The 17,119-nt window shown below is 49.6% G+C and carries 12 protein-coding genes; 4 read left to right on the forward strand and 8 right to left on the reverse strand.

All coding sequences use genetic code 11. The annotated features are described in order from the left end of the window. Positions 1-63 precede the first annotated feature (63 nt). Complete coding sequence (locus tag SPICO_RS03635) at positions 64-1,305, forward strand: argininosuccinate synthase (RefSeq protein WP_013739333.1); 1,242 nt, start codon at positions 64-66, stop codon at positions 1,303-1,305. A 93-nt stretch (positions 1,306-1,398) separates the two neighbouring features. On the opposite strand, the gene SPICO_RS03640 is transcribed toward SPICO_RS03635, so the two are convergent. The 5 genes from SPICO_RS03640 to SPICO_RS03660 all read right to left on the reverse strand — a co-directional run bounded on the left by SPICO_RS03640 (position 1,399) and on the right by SPICO_RS03660 (position 7,703). Then, complete coding sequence (locus SPICO_RS03640; protein ID WP_013739334.1) at positions 1,399-1,770, reverse strand: ArsR/SmtB family transcription factor; 372 nt, start codon at positions 1,768-1,770, stop codon at positions 1,399-1,401. A gap of 126 nt (positions 1,771-1,896) precedes the next feature. Continuing rightward, positions 1,897-3,957 carry an alpha-glucuronidase family glycosyl hydrolase gene (locus tag SPICO_RS03645; RefSeq protein WP_013739335.1) on the reverse strand — a complete coding sequence of 687 codons (2,061 nt, stop codon included), beginning with the start codon at positions 3,955-3,957 and terminating at the stop codon, positions 1,897-1,899. Between the two features lie 219 nt (positions 3,958-4,176). Then, a complete protein-coding gene (locus SPICO_RS03650; protein ID WP_013739336.1) occupies positions 4,177-5,820 on the reverse strand; it encodes a type 2 periplasmic-binding domain-containing protein in 1,644 nt (547 codons plus the stop codon). A gap of 37 nt (positions 5,821-5,857) precedes the next feature. After that, entirely contained in the window at positions 5,858-6,730 is an 873-nt protein-coding gene (locus SPICO_RS03655; protein ID WP_013739337.1) for a carbohydrate ABC transporter permease, read from the reverse strand. A gap of 10 nt (positions 6,731-6,740) precedes the next feature. Then, on the reverse strand, positions 6,741-7,703 hold the full coding sequence (locus tag SPICO_RS03660; protein ID WP_013739338.1) for an ABC transporter permease: 963 nt from the start codon (positions 7,701-7,703) through the stop codon (positions 6,741-6,743). Between the two features lie 307 nt (positions 7,704-8,010). Here SPICO_RS03660 and SPICO_RS03665 point away from each other — a divergent pair, with 307 nt between their 5' ends. Genes SPICO_RS03665 through SPICO_RS03675 form a run of 3 tightly spaced genes read left to right on the forward strand, consistent with a single transcriptional unit; the run spans position 8,011 to position 13,053 of the window. Next, positions 8,011-9,126: a GntR family transcriptional regulator gene (locus tag SPICO_RS03665; protein ID WP_215904632.1), complete on the forward strand. Its 1,116-nt coding sequence runs from the start codon at positions 8,011-8,013 to the stop codon at positions 9,124-9,126. Continuing rightward, positions 9,123-12,356, forward strand: a complete 3,234-nt coding sequence (locus tag SPICO_RS03670) for a glycoside hydrolase family 2 TIM barrel-domain containing protein (RefSeq protein WP_013739340.1) — start codon at positions 9,123-9,125, stop codon at positions 12,354-12,356. Before SPICO_RS03665 ends, SPICO_RS03670 begins: the two co-directional genes overlap by 4 nt. A gap of 13 nt (positions 12,357-12,369) precedes the next feature. After that, positions 12,370-13,053, forward strand: a complete 684-nt coding sequence (locus tag SPICO_RS03675; protein WP_013739341.1) for a GDSL-type esterase/lipase family protein — start codon at positions 12,370-12,372, stop codon at positions 13,051-13,053. Between the two features lie 24 nt (positions 13,054-13,077). On the opposite strand, the gene SPICO_RS03680 is transcribed toward SPICO_RS03675, so the two are convergent. The 3 genes from SPICO_RS03680 to SPICO_RS03690 form a co-directional block, all read right to left on the reverse strand. Continuing rightward, on the reverse strand, positions 13,078-15,207 hold the full coding sequence (locus tag SPICO_RS03680) for a glycoside hydrolase family 3 C-terminal domain-containing protein (protein WP_013739342.1): 2,130 nt from the start codon (positions 15,205-15,207) through the stop codon (positions 13,078-13,080). 91 nt (positions 15,208-15,298) lie between these two features. Continuing rightward, the gene (locus SPICO_RS03685; protein ID WP_013739343.1) at positions 15,299-16,147 is read right to left on the reverse strand and encodes a carbohydrate ABC transporter permease; all 849 of its coding nucleotides are present in this window, start codon (positions 16,145-16,147) and stop codon (positions 15,299-15,301) included. After that, positions 16,144-17,112 (reverse strand): carbohydrate ABC transporter permease, encoded by a 969-nt coding sequence (locus SPICO_RS03690; protein WP_013739344.1) that lies wholly within the window; start codon positions 17,110-17,112, stop codon positions 16,144-16,146. Before SPICO_RS03690 ends, SPICO_RS03685 begins: the two co-directional genes overlap by 4 nt. Positions 17,113-17,119 lie beyond the last annotated feature (7 nt).

Genomic DNA, 17,119 nt, shown 5'->3' on the forward strand with positions numbered 1-17,119 from the left:
TGTATAAAATACATTTTATTTCTACTATGCCGGATGTAGGAAATATCCTCCGGAGGAAAAGAAATGAGCAAGGAAAAGGTCATCCTGGCATACAGCGGCGGTCTGGATACGTCCGTCATCCTTAAGTGGTTGGCCAACAAGGGCTACGAAGTCATTGCCTATGTCGCGGATGTCGGACAGAACGAAGATTACAAGGCCATAGAGAAAAAAGCATTTGCGACCGGTGCGTCCAAAGTCTATATAGAAGACCTGCGTAAGGAGTTGGTGACGGATTATGTCTTCCCTGCCCTGAAAGCAAACGCCGTGTACGAGAACCTCTACATGCTCGGCACATCCCTTGCCCGTCCCATCATAGCAAAAAGGCACATGGAGATTGCCAAAAAGGAAAACACGAACATCGTTGCCCATGGCGCGACTGGCAAAGGAAATGACCAAGTCCGCTTTGAGTTCGGCTATCGGATGCACATGCCCGATGTGCGAATCATCAGCCCGTGGAAAGATCCTGAATGGCTCGGAACTTTCGTCGGGCGTTCTGATATGATTGCCTATGCGGAAAAGCATGGAATTCCCATCAAGGCATCCCTGAAAAAACCTTACAGTGAAGATGAAAACCTCATACATATCAGCCATGAAGCTGGCATCTTGGAAGATGCCTCCCTCCGTTGTCCTGAGGATGTCTTTTCCTTGACACTTTCCCCAAAGGAAGCTCCCGATTCCGAGACTGTGCTCGCCATCAACTTCAAGGACGGCATCCCCGTTAAAGTGACGAATGAAACGGACGGGACGGTCGTGACAGACCCCCTGGAGATGGTGTTGTATCTGAACAAGGTGGGACATGACAATGCCATCGGACGCGTTGACATGGTAGAGAACCGCTACATAGGCATCAAGAGCCGCGGTGTCTACGAGACTCCGGGATGCACCATACTTTGGCATGCTCACCGTCTTCTTGAGGGGTTGACGATGGATAAGGAAGTCATGCACCTGCGGGACACACTATCACCAAAATATGCCGAACTGATTTACAATGGACTTTGGCATGCGCCGGAATTTGATGTGCTGACAGCCGCTTTTGACAAGAGCCAAGAGTATGTCACCGGAACAAGCCGGGTAGCTCTGTACAAAGGCAACATGATAAGCGCGGGCGTCACAAGTCCCTTCTCACTCTACAACGAAGAACTGGGAAGCATGGAAGTCAAAGGGGGATATGAGCCGGTGGATTGCAAGGGATTCATCAACATAAACTCCATCCGCTTGGTCGCCTCCGCCCAGAGAGAAGCAAAACAGAAGCCTGAGAATAAGTGATTGGGGACGTACTCGCCATGCAACACGAGTATAGCAAAGCCGCACGAAGCGGGAATGACGCCAAAGGTATCATTCCCGGTGACTCCGATGGGGTCAGCTCATTGCTTCGTGATAATGTTCGGCTCCCATGGCGAGAATGCGGGATATGTGTTCATCGTTCAGACGGTAATAGATGAACCTGCCTACTTTTCTCCAGCGAACAAGCCGTGACGAACGGAGCAGTTTCAATTGCTGGCTTATGGCGGATTGCTGCATCTTGAGGGTTTCGGCTATGGCATTGACGGAAACCTCATCTTTTGCTTCCAGCAAGAAAAGAATCTTGAGGCGGGTCGCATCTCCAAACACTTTGAAAAAATCGGCGATATCGACGACAGCTTCTTCGGCGGGGAGAGAATCAGTAAGAAGTTCTGCATCGGCATGGGGCTTGACAACCTCTTTTTCATCATGGGAATGTCTTGTATCCATACAATCTGCCTCCTGACGGAGAGTATACTGGAAAGCTCTTTTGAAAGATAGGTTAAAGTACCAACGCTACAGTCCACTCTATATTCCCAGAATGCAGTTTTTCGAATTGTCCGTTCTTCTGTCTCTCTACGCCTTCTTTCCTATTCTCTCGAAACGGGAAAAATATGTGATACATACATCCTCCCATTCATGGGCGTCCTTGACTTGGATATCCAGTTTTTCCTTGACCTCCCTGTATTTTTCCTGGGGAAGTTTGTTCTCCAAAGTTTCCCATGATTGTCTGGCTTCTTCGGCTGACTCTACGCCCCTATGGTAGCGGAAAGCCAGTTCAGCCATTAATGTACGCCCATCCGGAAAGGTATGGCTCCACGGCACATGATGGAACCAGAGAAGATACTCCTGTGGGCAGGTAACAATGTCATTGAACATATCCGCGACTGGCGGAGCATATTGGTCAACTGCTCCGGAGCCAATTCTTGTCCGGTCAAACCCAAGCCCGACGGCATCGGCACGATGATAGTATTTTGGCTTCCAGTCTTCCCTTTCACCTTCATCACATGCGGGATCAGGCCCATAGTGGTGTTCATATCTCATGATATGGTGCAATCCGAGTGGCGTCATATAATCGATGCACGCTTCCCATGAATGCAACAGGATGCGCATGATGACCTCGACTATCTCCGGGTCATGTCCCCAGGTACAGAGAGTCCATTCTCTGGCGATATCGGAGGAAGATGCCGTACAGTCCCAAGCAAGCCGTCCGAATGCATACCAGTTGGCAGGATGGAGCGGAGAACCGCACCATGAATAGTCATCACCGACATTCGCGACGCCCGCCATGCCGGAAACGCTATTTCCGCCTTTTGTGGACAGCAATTCCGCTATGGTCGATCCCTTGCCCTTGAGCAGAGTATCGAACTCCAATATTTCCTTCCACATCGGTGCAAGGAAAACAATGTGATTCCCCTGCCCTAGATATTCCTGAGTTACCTGCACTTCAAGAAAGGTATGTGTCTTGTCCATCGAACCCAAAAGAGGATGGACAGGCTCGCGCGGCTGGAAATCAATAGGACCGTTCTTGACCTGGAGAGCAACATTACTCCTGAACAGGCCATCCAGTGATTTGAAAATATCATATGCTTTGGCAGCACGGTCTTTCTCTTGGTACCCATACACAAAAGCCCTCCAGATAAGAAGCCCGCCATGTGGAGCAAGGGCATCGGCAAGTATGTTCGTGCCTTCTTCCTGCGATCTGCCGTAACCCAAGGGTCCTGCTTGCCCCTCGGAATCCGCTTTGACGAGAAACCCGCCGAAGCCAGGTATCAATTGATAAATCTCATCCACCTTCCCACGCCACCACGCCCGAACTTCCGAATCCAAGGGGTCGGCAGTCTCCAAGTCTCCAAGACGCAGGGGAGCCGCAAAATTCACCGAAAGAAAAACCCTAATCCCCCATTCGCTCAGGATGCCGGAAACCACTGCGACCTTTTCCAGCCACTCCCGTGTAAGGAAGCATGCATCGGCGTTCACATTGTTCAGCGCACAAGCGTTGATGCCTACCGATGCGCAGAGCCGTCCGTAATCGTGGTAACGAGGGCTGACGATGGAAGGCAGTTCTTTCCACCGCCATATCGAATTGCCTGCATATCCTCTTTCCACCTTTCCGTCAGGATTATCCCAGTGGTCGAGCATACGATAAGAGAAGGATGGTTCTTCAAGGATGTCAAGCATGTCCAGGTTGGCGGCCAAGTCACCACATTGGAGCTTCCTCAAGAAAGCAAATGCACCATGGAGAATCCCTTCTTCATGCGCGGAAGTTATCACAATGTTGTTTCCGATACATGAATAAATCCGGAAACCTTCCGCTACCATATCTTGTGAATCCCCCTGAGGTAGATATTCCGCGGGAATGTCGGAAAAAACTGAAAGTACCACTGCATCCTGCTGACCGGACAGCGACCGCACGGATACCGTATCAAGTTCTTTCCCCATGATGATTCCCATACCCTCCGTCAACTCTGTGACAGCGTTATTCCTCATTGCCCTGCCAGTTCCTGACAGCTCGACAGGCTCCAAGGAAAGAATTCGGTTGACCGTTTGCGCGCAACATACCTTCATTTTCTCAGGAGCCGGACGCCAATCCAGCCATAACGCGTCATAGTGCCTGCTGCTTTTTGAATTCGACATGTTTTTCCTCCGCGCATATCATGAAAATGCCATGAAAATATCATGAAAGACTACGGCCATGGGGACATGAAATGGAAGCGTGCCATCACCCATCAAAGGCGACATCCACGCTTCCTTTCATACCTGTCACATAAAACCACCGGGAATTATGCCTTCAGCTTCATTCCCTCTGCATACGGCTGACTATAGCCGTACCCATAGTGTCTGCTTCACGCCAGATTATGGATAAAATTTAGCGAACTTCGCAGCTCTTTCATCGATGATTGCCTGTCCTCCGGACCTCAGGAAATCAGCGTAACCGGTATCCCAGATTCTGTCGAACTGCGCGGTAGGAGCGACAACAGCCTGAGAAAGCAGATTGTTGCGTTTCTCCTTGAGAACAGTCGCCATTCCTTCCTCAGCCTTGATTTCTCCGACATTATAATGCTCAAAGACACGGGTATCGGTATACTGAATCGCCGAGGCTTTCTCAATGTAACGTGCATCGACACCACCATAACCCAAAGCGATGGAACGAGCGTTGAGCGTTTCATCTCCCAGGTCAAGCCCATTGAGGACTATCGTATAGTCGATGTTGTTCGGGCTGTTCATGATCTTATCACCAGCGACAGCAATGGTTTTGATGGCGCCATTAGGCTCCACGACATGGGTTACCCCTGCCTCTCCAATCTGTAGGAACCTGCGGTTCTCCAGTTTGCTCATCCAGTTCAGATAAAGGAGAGAGGCAAGCACTTCGTCATTCGTCGAAGGCAGGAATACCTTGCGGTCAATCGTATCAGGGAGATATTTCCTGTAAAGACCAGCATCATTCTTGAAGACATCGACAGCAATGTATGCCGCGTCAGGACCGACAATGTTTTTCATGCCTCCATGGATTCCGTTCTCACCATCCCTGTATGGATAATCCCAGTTGTGGATAAAGGCACCGACATAGCCCGCCCTCATCAGATTATCCTCAGTCTTGTCACCTTCGGGATATAATGCGAAATCCTTCCAGACAAGACCTTCGTTATACCATTTGTTGACAAGACGCACGGCTTCCTTGTAATTGGGGAACATCATGCGGCGGTCATCATATCCATAAATGTATGCGTCCTTATCTGTGATGGCATTGGGTATCACGGAGTTGGCGATGTTATCTATCCTCCAACCAACATCGACGGACAGAGAAAATGGAATGAGCTTCCCTGCATCTGCGCCAAGCAGAAGGCTGGCATTAGCCTTGAAAGCCCGCAACATGGCCTCGAACTCCTGGAGATTGGTAGGTTCAGCAAGATTAAGCTTCTTCAACCAGTCTTCACGCACAAAGGTCAGGACGCGGTTGTTCGGTTTTCTTGTCGCCTCAATCGCCCAAAGGCGTCCATCTTCCGGTCCTTTGTTGTAATAGATGTTCTTGTCACCAAGAAGTGCCCAGAGATCAGGAAGCAAATCCTTATGCTTTTCAAGGTACGGAGCCAAATCGACCACTCCGCCCATGTTGGCATACGTCTGGATAGTCGGATAGCTGTATGTCACGCCAACGTCGGGCGCGTCACCGGCAGCCAACAGATTGTTCAGGACATCCACTTCCGTCCAGCGGGGAACCGGTCGGAAGACAACATCGACATTGTATGTTTCCTTCATGCCTTTCTTGATGAAATCAGTATAGAAATTGTCTTCAGGCTTGGATCCACCGACATTGCCACGGTCATATATTTCGACTGTGATTGTCCGCGGTGTAGTGAACCGTCCGTTGGCATCCAGTTCCGTAGCCGGTGCTGCGGCAACAGGAGCGGCTTCCCTGCTTCCCGCTGCAAACACCGCAAACGGCAAGAACATAGCAACCATAGCGACTACGAGAATCATCGCCACTCTTTTCTTCATGATAAACCTCCAATTTTTTTCTGAATTTAATTTCAGGTCATTCCTTGATTGCCCCTAAAGTCACCCCAGTTATGAAATATTTCTGTAGGAAAGGATAAACTACCAAAATCGGAACTGTAGCGAACATAATTGTCGCGGCCTTGAGGGTTTCATCAAGACCGGGTGGAGAGAATCCTTCCTGTGTGGCCGTTTCAATCGATGAAATAGCATTTATGATGTTGTAGAGCAAAAGCTGGATTGGATAATATCTCCTGTCATTCATGAACAAGAGCGCATCAGAGAATCCATTCCAGCGACCCACTGCGTAAAAGAGCGCGAGCGTGGCTATCACCGGCATGGACAGCGGCAGATATATCCTTACCAAAACGGTCACTGGGCCAGCGCCATCAATCTCCGCCGATTCCCGCAGGCTCTCCGGTATCGTATAGAAGAAACTGCGCATGATAATCATATTGAAAACGCTCAGGCAATAGGGAATGATCAGTACAAGCGGTTTATTCAGCATCCCCAGATCCTTGAGCAACAGGTACATGGGAATAGTTCCCGCGTTGAAATACATCGTGAAAATGATGAATGTATTGATGAGCTTCCGCCCCTTGAGTTTGTCAAAGACGAGAGGATACGCGCAGAGAGTGGTCATCACTAATGACAGGCACGTACCGATTACTGTAATGAACGCCGTCCAGACCAAGGATATTGTGTAACGGGAATCCCGAAGAACCAGCCGGTATGCGTTCAGATTCCATCCCTTTGGCCAGAATGTGACCTCATTGCGTATCAGCGCGGTGGAAGAACTCAGGGAACGAGCGGCAATGTGCAGCATGGGGAACAGACAAAGGAATATGGTAAGGACGCATATCAGGACGAGAACGATGTTTCCTCTCTGGTGCGACCGTGATGCAACCTTCATCCTTCCCTCCTCATACTATGCCGCGTTCGCCGGATCTCTTTGCGGCGGCATCCGACAGCAATAGGAAAATGACACAGACAAACGACTGGAACAGTCCGACCGCTGTGGTAAGTGAGAATTGAAGACCTCGTATGCCAGCGGAGTAGACAAATGTTGAGATGACGTTCGATACATTGTTCACAAGGGCATTGCGCAAAGCAAATGGTCGGTCAAACTCACTGCCAAGGATGCGGCCCAGATTCAAAATCAACAGGACGACAATGGTATTCATGATGCCCGGAATCGTGATGTACCGTATTTTTTGCATTCTTCCCGCGCCATCTATGTCCGCAGCCTCATACAGGGTGGGATTTATGCCTGTGATGGCGGCCAGATATATGATTGAGTTCCAGCCGACGCTTTGCCAGACTCCAAGCAGTATGTATGTGGCTACCCATGATTTCGACTCATTGAGGAATGGGATGGGACCTATCCCAATCTTCCCTAGCCAGACATTGACAAGCCCGGTATTGGGGGCGAAAAGCTGGAGCGCAAGTCCTGCGATGATAATCCAAGACAGGAAATGAGGCATGTATGCCACTGTCTGGGTAAAACGTTTGAGTCGTCTGAACGGCATTTCATTGAGAATCAGGGCAAAGATGATAGGAGCCGGAAACCCAATGACCAAATCCAGCAGGTTGAGCATGACAGTATTGCGCAGGGCATAAAGGAAGTCCCGGTTCTGGAAAGCCTGGATAAAATACTGCCACCCTTTATTATCGGCAAGCGACATCTTCCATGGGCTAAGTACGATACTGTATTTCTTAAAGGCAATCTGGATATACGTCATGGGGACGTATTTGAATATGGTAAAATATGCAAGAGGGAGAGCAAGCATCGCATACAAGGTCCAGTAACGGCTCATGTATGTACGGAACCGCCTGCCCCGTCCACCAATCTGGTGATGTCCGTGGGGCATAGGAATCTTTTTCACCTTTTCTCCTCCGAACTCATGACGTTGTCCGATGGTCACGACACACAACCTGTACTATCTTTTCAAAAGTCATACTCTCAATACAAGACAAATCATGTGGATTGTATTGACCTTCTTTAAGAATCTTATAAGAAACCAACAATGTCAATGAAAATTATTTTTCTGATGATTCATATAACTTTTTTCTTTTTAATGAAAAACCTCAAAATCATTGACGAGAATATTTCCATAATTTTTAGAAATTTGTCATTACAAATTAGTTTATGCTTGTATTCTATGACAATCCACGGTATATATTGAAAACAAGATGGAAGACATACATATGGACAACGGAGCCGCCAGTACCCTGAAATACATGGACATCGTGAACTGGGCAAATATTCAGATTGCCTCCGGAGTATTCCAGCCAGGAGAAAAACTCCTTACCGAAGCCAAGCTGGGGAGCAAGTTTTCATGCTCGCGCCAGACAGTCCGCCGTGCGCTGGAAATTCTTGAACAGAATGGGAAAGTCACAAGTATCCAAGGCAGCGGAACCTATGTCACGGAAAACGTAGCACTGCCGGGACAAGGCACGGACAGGAACAAAACGCCTTCTTATACCATAGGCACGGTCTTTGCGTTCATGGACAACTACATCTTTCCCAATATAATGAAAGGCATAGAAGGAGTTTTCACAAAAAAAGGCTATGCCGTACAGCTGGCATTGACAGACAATTCGGTGTCAAAAGAAGCCAGTGCTCTCCGTTTCATGCTGGCTCGTCCTCTTGATGGCTTGATTGTGGAGCCGACAAGAAGTGCCCTCCCCTGTACGAATCTCAATTTTTATCAGACTGCCATGGAACGAGGCATTCCTGTGGTATTCATTGATTCATATTATCCTGAACTGGCAATTCCCTATGTAGCACTTGATGACGCAAGAGCCGGATATATCGCGACACGCCATCTGCTCGATATGGGACACCGGAATATTTCCGGCATATTCCCTTACAGCAACAGACAGGGACATCTCCGGTATCAAGGATATGTCAAAGCACTCACGGAACGAGGCATCCCCGTGAAGGAAAGCCACATTACCTGGTATTCCCGCGAAACCATGAACCAATCGCTTCATAGCCCCCTGATGCTTGACATCCTGACAGAATGTACTGCCGTATTATGCTTCAATGATTGGATTGCCGTACAAATCAAGGATGTCCTCCGCAAAAACAACAAGAGTATTCCCGACGATGTTTCGGTCATAGGCATCGACGATTCCGAGCTTGCCCGACATACAGGGCTGACCAGTATCATCCACCCCGCATGGCAGCTTGGAGAAACTGCCGCAAGTCTTCTGTTGGGCAAAATCAACGGGAACAAGGTTTCCAGCGTCCTGTTGCCTCCCGCGCTGGTAGAACGTTCCAGCGTAAAAAAAATCGTGACATGATGAAGAAACTGCTGAACGGCGGCTGGGAGTTCGCGCTGGGCACTCCCGAGCATTTCTCCGCTGTGCGTCTGCCACATGACTGGTTGATTGCTAGCGAAGCGAACAGCACGAGGATGTGCGAAGCTCTCCGGAGAGGAGTAGAGGCGCAAGCCGAGACTCTGATGATATCAAATCCATCCAACCTGTACGCGCCGGGTATCGGCTGGTACCGCCGTACGTTGGATTCCAGCATGTTTCTGCATGGTCAGCGCGTCTTCCTTCGTTTTGACGGAGTCATGGGTGAAAGCACCTTGTTCGTCAACGGGAAAGAAATCGGATGCTGGAAATACGGATATACAGCGTTCGAGTTCGATATCACCGACTCTCTCAACTTCTCAGGAAACACCATCCTTCTGAAAGTCGAATACAACTCCCCATGCAGCCGCTGGTATACAGGAGCCGGTATTTACCGGGATGTCTGCCTGATAGTGAAAAATCCTTGCCACTTTGTTTCCGATGGCATCTATGTCACCACCTTCCTCACGGAAGGACAATGGACATTTGATGTCACTGCCGATGTCGTCACTGACTCCCGTCCCTATGAAATCACCCATGACTTGCTCGATGGCGGTAACCGCATTGAAGAATGGGACATCGACCATCCTCGTCTGTATACGCTCCGCTCGACTTTGCGAGTCGCAGGAGAAATCATGGACAGCGTGGATACCCGCATCGGTTTCCGCACGATTGAATGTACCCCTGATAGAGGCTTTTTCCTCAATGGACGGCATCTTAAGCTCCGGGGAGTATGTCTGCATCATGACTTGGGACTCTTGGGAGCTGCCGTACATACTGACGCCATCCGCAGGCAGCTTGCAATCTTCAAAGCCATGGGAGCCAACGCAATCCGTACCGCCCACAACCCTCCTGCCTCCATCTTCATGAGTATTGCCGATGAAATGGGATTCCTGGTCCTGTCTGAAATCTCCGACGTCTGGCATCACGCAAAGACACCTTATGACTATGCCCGTCATTTTGATGAATGGATAGAGAAAGATGTGGCGTCATGGATACGGAGGGACCGCAACCATCCGTCAGTAATTATGTGGAGCCTGGGCAATGAAATTCCGGATACCCACAAGGATCCTGAGAACGCAACACAAACCCTGCGGCGTTTGATGTCCCTGGTCGAACAACATGATCCCCGGCGGCATGCACGTGTGACCCTGTGCTCGAATTACATGCCTTGGGCAAACACACAGGAATGTGCTGACATCATCAAGCTCATCGGTTACAACTATGCGGAATACCTGTATGCCGCCCATCATGCCCTGCATCCTGACTGGATTATTTACGGCAGCGAGACCTGTTCGACCGTCCAGAGCCGGGGCATCTACCATTTCCCGCTTGAAGCATCCGTCATGGCAGATGATGACCTACAATGCTCCGCCCTTGGAAATAGCCGTACAAGCTGGGGCGCGGAAAACGTTGAATCCTGCATCAAGGCTGATGATGAAGCATTGTTTTCCTTAGGACAATTCGTCTGGGCAGGACAGGACTATCTGGGTGAGCCTACCCCTTATCACACGAAGAACTCCTATTTGGGTCATGTCGATACAGCGGGCTTCCCGAAGGACTCATATTTTATTTTCCAGGCCGCATGGACAGACTGGCGGGAAGCACCCATGATTCATCTCTGGCCATACTGGGATTTCTCTCCCGGACAGATGGTGGATGTACGTGTCTGCTCCAACGCTCCCACCGTCGAGCTGTTCCTTGACGGGACAAGCCTGGGAAAAAGAAATCTTTCTCCAGACATGACCGTGACAGATATCACTACGACATGGAAAATATCGTATCGTCCGGGAACCTTGAAAGCCGTAGCATATGGATCTTCCGGAGAAATCATCGCTGAAAAAACAAGAAGCTCCTTTGAGGATGCTCATATTATAAAACTTAATTCTTTACAAATAACAGAATTATCATTTATCACCATCACTGCGCTTGATTCCCGTGGCAACTTGGTTGAGAACGCCAACAGAAGAATCAATGTTTTGGTGAAAGATGGCGAACTGCTAGGCCTTGACAATGGAGATTCTACCGACTATGAACCCTATGGCTCCACAAGCCGACGGATGTTCAACGGCAAACTCCTGGCCATCGTAAGGGGGAGCAATCCAAGAATCGAGGCATCCTTCGACGACAAGGATATTCCTGTGAGAAAAATCGAGCTTGTGCAGGACGGCTGGCATGTCGAGGCACAGACATATCCACCTGACGCAACACATACTGACCTGCACTGGCGGGTGACCGATGAAAAAGGAATAGATACTCCCCTCGTGCAATTTCACGTAGCCAATGACCAAAGGAGCGTGGAAGTGGTTCCAAAAGGCGATGGTACTGTATATATCCGCTGCGGGACAAAAAACGGAAAAGGACATCTTGACTTGTATGCGCAGCGGGAAATGACAATCACAGGTAAGGGGAAACCCTTTTTGGATCCTTATTCCTATGTCTCCGGCGGTCTGTACAGTACGTGCAACAGAACATTGACCAATGGCAACGAACGGGGAATCGCTACGGCACGGGACGGGGAAAGTCACGTAGTCTTTGCGGACCTTGACTTTGGCTCTTATGGCTCTAATGAAATATCCCTGGACTTATTTCCGCTGGATGCCGAACCATTCACGTTTTCTTTGTGGGACGACATGCCTGGGAATGGCGGCATGAAGATTTGCGACCTCACCTATGACAAAGGTTCCATCTGGAACACCTATCAGAGAACCACCTATCAGCTACCCCGCCGACTTTCGGGGATTGTATCCTTCTGTCTGGTATTTCGACAGAAGGTACACATAAAGGGTTTTGTCTTCACTCGTCTGGAAAAGGCTTTTCAGCGTCTGAACGCAGGTGAATGTGACAGTATTTCCGGCGATACATATGTTGTCCGAAACGGGTGCGTGCAGGAGATAGGGAATAATGTGTCCCTCGTCTTCAAGGACATGGACTTTGGCGTGGACGGAGCAATGCAGCTTGAACTTTGCTGGAAATCACGGATTCCCCACAATTCAGTCAGGGTAACATGGGAGGGCAAAAGCCGCCACGCCACCATGGTCGAGCTTTCAGGTTCAGAAAGCTACATACAGGAGATTTTTCCCTTAGGAGAAACAATCAGAGGCAGAAAAACAATAATTCTCGAATTCCTGCCCGGCTGTATCATTGATGTAGCCTGGTTGAGATTCTTGCCGTGAGGAGAACAGGAAAATGGACTGCACTGAACCGGTCATGAGAACCGATGAGCATTTTGTCACAAAACACGCCATGATACTTGCCTTGAAAAACAAGAAAGCGGAAACCGTCTTTCTTGGTGATTCCCTGACACGCCGCTGGGAAGAGCATGAAGATCTGTGGAAAAGATTCTTTTCCCCCTATACACCGGAAAATTTCGGCATAGGAGGTGATGCCATAGAGAATATACTCTGGAGGGTCATGCACGGAGAACTGGATGGCATGTCACCACAAGTCATCGTCCTGCTTGTGGGAACCAATAATCTTGATGTGAATACCACCGAGGAAATCGGAGAAGGCATCAGGAACCTTGTCACTGTCATCCGGCGACGACAGCCTGCCGCGCAGCTGCTGCTCCTTGGCCTGTTGCCGCGCAATCCCGGCAGCACAGGCATGACCTATACTGACAGGATTACGGCAATAAACAAGAATCTGGAAGAATTTGCCCAAAGCCAAGACAATGAATCCGTCCATTATTCTGACCTGGGTTCAGTCCTGTCAACGGAAAACGGAGGACTCAATCCCGCATGTTCGGATGACGGACTGCACTTGAACGCCCATGGTTATGAACGGATAGGCCCCCCCGTGGCATCTCTCATTGCAGGACTTTTCAAAAGACCTGTCAGCAAGACGACAGGGCATGACTGCCCAACTGCATGACTCATGGAACAACGACAATAGGCATCAGTCCGTCCGGAGATATTCCAGTTCAACCGGCTTGATTCCACAGAGAGCGATGCTACGGGAATCCGGCTGTGAAAAACCTACATGGAACAGGAATCGCCTTCCGCCAGGAATCCTCCTGCCTCCCTCGTCCACGACCGTGAACGCCTCTGGTTCAATGACAATTGTCCTTGACGTTTTTTCTCCTGGCGCAAGTGTAATTCTCCTGAAGCCTGCGAGAGCATGATTTATGACCGCCAGCGGAGAATCCATGTCCTTGACATAAACTTGGACAACTTCTTCCGTCGTCCGCCCGCCATCGTTGCGGATATCCACCGTTATCTCCACGCCGCCATCCGCCGTTTTCCCTGAGATCCCCGCACTGACAATGGAACATGGAGAATACGTCAGGCCATATCCGAACGGATACAGGGCATTTCCTTTCATGTAGCGGTATGTCCGACCCGCCATGCTGTAATCCTCAAAGGCAGGAAGTTCGTCAGCCGACGCATAGAAGGTTACAGGCAACTTTCCCGCCGGAGCCCGTCTGCCGAACAGGACATCGGCGACCGCCTTGCCTCCCATGGCTCCCGGATACCAAATTTGCAGGATGGCCTTGAGGTTTTCATCATTTTCCCTTCCTCCGAGAGTAAGCGCACTCCCTGATGCAAGAAGAAGTATGACTGGCTTGCCAACCGTGAGCATCGTATCAAGCAGAAGCTGCTGGCGTCCGGGCAAGGACAGGTTTGGCTTGTCTCCCGAACCAAAACCGACCTCGACATCCCCCTCCTCTCCTTCCAAGGTTGCATCCAGACCAAGGCAGAGGACGACGACATCAGCATGTTGGGCAGCGGACACGGCCTCGGCCAGCCTGTCATTCCTACCTGACAGCGATGAATGGAAGTTCTTGTATAAATGGCATCCTTCGGAATACCACACGCGGACGGAATCACCCACCAAATCCTGTATTCCCTCAAGGACAGTCACGTAACGGGATGCCGTCCCATTGTAGTTACCTTCAAGCATCTTCCTGCTGTTCGCATTTGGCCCAATGACGGCAATTGATGAGATTTTTTCCATCTCAAGAGGCAGTAGACCATCATTTTTCAACAGGACAAAAGAACGGGAGGCCGCTTCAACAGCAAGCTGATGATGTTCAGGAGTATCGTTTTCTTCATATCCAATGGAATCATATGGACAGTCATCGGCCATCATGCCCATCATGATCCGTGTCGTGAATAGCCTCTCGACCGCCTCGGTTATCTCATCTTCACTAATCAACCCTTCGTCAACGGAAGAACGCAGATGTCGGGCAATCTTTCCCGCGCAAAGATTACACCCCGCTTTCAGAGCCACGGCCATGGTGTGGGCTTCGTCAGCGACATAATGATGATGCTTGAAAATATCTTCAAGAGCCTCATAGTCAGAAACGACGTGGCCCTCAAAACCCCATTCACTCCTGAGGATATCACTGAGCAGTTCATGGCTGGCACAGGCAGGAACACCATTGACCCTGTTGTACGCTCCCATGACAATCTCAACCTGGGCTTCCTTCACAGCCGCCTTAAAAGCTGACAGATATGTCTCATGAAGATCCTTCTGGCTAACGCGGGCATCAAATTCATGACGGAGAGCCTCCGGCCCGCTATGTACAGCAAAATGTTTTGCGCATGCCGCGGCTTTCAAATACTTTCCGTCCCCTTGGATGCCACGGATGAACGCGACGGCGAGACGCGCTGTCAGGTAGGGATCCTCCCCGTATGTTTCCTGTCCACGCCCCCAGCGCGGATCACGGAAGATATTGACGTTCGGCGACCAGAAGGTAAGCCCCTTGTAGATGTCCCGGTCGCCGTGGCGGACAGCTTCATTGTACTTTGCCCGACCCTCGGTCGAGATGACAGCTCCTATCCGTTCCATCATGTCGGAATCAAACATCGCGGCAAGACCAATGGCCTGGGGAAAAACCGTCGCTATTCCGGCTCGCGCTACACCGTGCAGAGCCTCATTCCACCAATTGTATTCCGGGATATCCAGCCGGGGAATGGCCGATGCCCTGTAGTCTATCTGGGAAATCTTCTCATCTAATGTCATCCGGGAAACAATTCTCCGGGCAATCTTCCAGGCATCAACCCGGAACATTCTCTTTTCCATAAAGACTCTCTCCTTGTCATTCCCGCACCATCCACAGTGAAGCCAGGAAACATAATCATATCTTCGCTTTCAAAGACTCCGTCCGCTCAGCTCATTCCTTCAAAGCTCCCAGTGCAACACCGGATATGATGTACTTTGACAATAGGAAGTAAATGATGAACAAAGGCAGTACCGTCAGGGAAAGTCCCAGATACACCGAGCCAAATTCCGTCTTGTAGATATCACCCCTGAGAAGACTCACCATGATTGGCATGGTGTACTTCGTCTTGTCCGTAAGCAGGATTAATGGAAGGAAAAGATTGTTCCAACTGGCCACGAAGGAGAAGATTGCCTGGGTAGCGAGCGCCGGTATCATAATTGGCAGGACTATCCTGTTGAAGATATAGAACTCGCCCGCCCCGTCAATCCTGGCGGAGCTTACTATGTCAAGCGACAAAGCTCCCATGAGGTACTGACGCATGAAAAAGACCATTGCGGGTGAAGCTATCGCCGGCAGTATCAGAGGCAAGAAATTATTGGTCAGTCGCAAGCTGTACATGAACTGATAGAATCCTATGCTCGATACCTGCGCGGGAATCATCAGCACACACATGATGACCGTAAAGAACGGCTGCCTCATCTTCCAGCTATAAGCGACAAGAGCGTATGCGGTAAGGGATGAGAAATATACGGAAAAGAAAGTAGCTCCGGCGGAGATGGTCAATGAATTCAGAAACCCGACCAGTGGATTGAAACTTTTGCCGAGCAATATCTTGAGATTGCTGAAAAAAAACCGGGAAGGCAATAATGCCACAGAGCTTTGCTGTATTTCATACGTGCTTCGCGTAGCATTCATGAACATCACCCAGAAGGGGAATATGCTTAGCACTGCCAGGAAGAAGCAGGCAATGTATATTACTGTCTTGGTCGTGATACGGGACATTCTTAGTGACTTGCTCATACCTCAACCTCCCGTATGGTTTTCATGCTTCTCATCATGGCCTTCTTCTCCTTCCTGCGCCGGGCTGCATCCTTGTCCCTCATTATAAGGAAAAGGATACCGGACAGAATCATGATAAGGATGAACATAATCATGCTGGCAGCGGAGGCTCTGTTGTACAGGTAACTTCCACTGAAAGCCTGATTGTAGATGAAGACACTTGTGGTGAGCGTTGCGTTGTCAGGCCCTCCAAGGAGGAAAAGCCTGGGAATATCGAACATCTGCATGCCCCCGATCAGACTGGTGACCAAGGTATAAAGCAGAATCGTGCGCAGGTTAGGAAGTGTTATGCGGAAGAAAATCTGAGGCGCTGAAGCCCCGTCGATTTCCGCGGCTTCGAACAATGTGGGATTGATGCCCAGCACTCCCGCTATGAGTATTATCATCGTATTACCGTACCACATCCAGAACTGGATGAATCCGACGATGCCGCGGGCAGTCCATTTTTGGACAAGGAAATATATCGGACTGTCACTCAGTCCCAGCATCATAAGCAGGTCATTGACCGGTCCTTTGGGATAACCGAACAGGGAATTGAAAAGAATTGCTATCGTAGCTGCCGTGATGATGTTCGGCATATAGAACAAGACCTTGAACGCACCCTGCCCTCTCACCTTGAGGCTGTTGTTTGTGAACCATGCGGTGAGCAAAAGCGCAAGCAGTATCTGTGGAATGAAATTCATAATCCAGATAAGAAAGGTGTTGGATAAGGATTTCCTGAAAGATGGATTGGCAAGAATCAACTTGAAATTCTGAAACGGGTCTTCAAGAAAGGAAAACGCCGTCCGGCCTATGCCCCGGAGATCAGTGAAGCCGATGATGATAGTATAAATAAGTGGATACAGGGAAAAAAGAAGAAATATAAGTACGAATGGGATGGAAAAATAATAACCATACTTTGCATAATTGATGCCTTTTTGCCTCATGGCCCTC

This window comes from Parasphaerochaeta coccoides DSM 17374 (assembly GCF_000208385.1).
Lineage (GTDB): Bacteria > Spirochaetota > Spirochaetia > Sphaerochaetales > Sphaerochaetaceae > Parasphaerochaeta > Parasphaerochaeta coccoides.

Coding starts and splice junctions, on each gene's coding strand:
- SPICO_RS03635 (WP_013739333.1), top strand. CDS start 64: ATGAGCAAGGAAAAGGTCATCCTGGCATACAGCGGCGGTCTGGATACG.
- SPICO_RS03640 (WP_013739334.1), bottom strand. CDS start 1,770: ATGGATACAAGACATTCCCATGATGAAAAAGAGGTTGTCAAGCCCCAT.
- SPICO_RS03645 (WP_013739335.1), bottom strand. CDS start 3,957: ATGTCGAATTCAAAAAGCAGCAGGCACTATGACGCGTTATGGCTGGAT.
- SPICO_RS03650 (WP_013739336.1), bottom strand. CDS start 5,820: ATGAAGAAAAGAGTGGCGATGATTCTCGTAGTCGCTATGGTTGCTATG.
- SPICO_RS03655 (WP_013739337.1), bottom strand. CDS start 6,730: ATGAAGGTTGCATCACGGTCGCACCAGAGAGGAAACATCGTTCTCGTC.
- SPICO_RS03665 (WP_215904632.1), top strand. CDS start 8,011: ATGGAAGACATACATATGGACAACGGAGCCGCCAGTACCCTGAAATAC.
- SPICO_RS03670 (WP_013739340.1), top strand. CDS start 9,123: ATGATGAAGAAACTGCTGAACGGCGGCTGGGAGTTCGCGCTGGGCACT.
- SPICO_RS03675 (WP_013739341.1), top strand. CDS start 12,370: ATGGACTGCACTGAACCGGTCATGAGAACCGATGAGCATTTTGTCACA.
- SPICO_RS03680 (WP_013739342.1), bottom strand. CDS start 15,207: ATGGAAAAGAGAATGTTCCGGGTTGATGCCTGGAAGATTGCCCGGAGA.
- SPICO_RS03685 (WP_013739343.1), bottom strand. CDS start 16,147: ATGAGCAAGTCACTAAGAATGTCCCGTATCACGACCAAGACAGTAATA.
- SPICO_RS03690 (WP_013739344.1), bottom strand. CDS start 17,112: ATGAGGCAAAAAGGCATCAATTATGCAAAGTATGGTTATTATTTTTCC.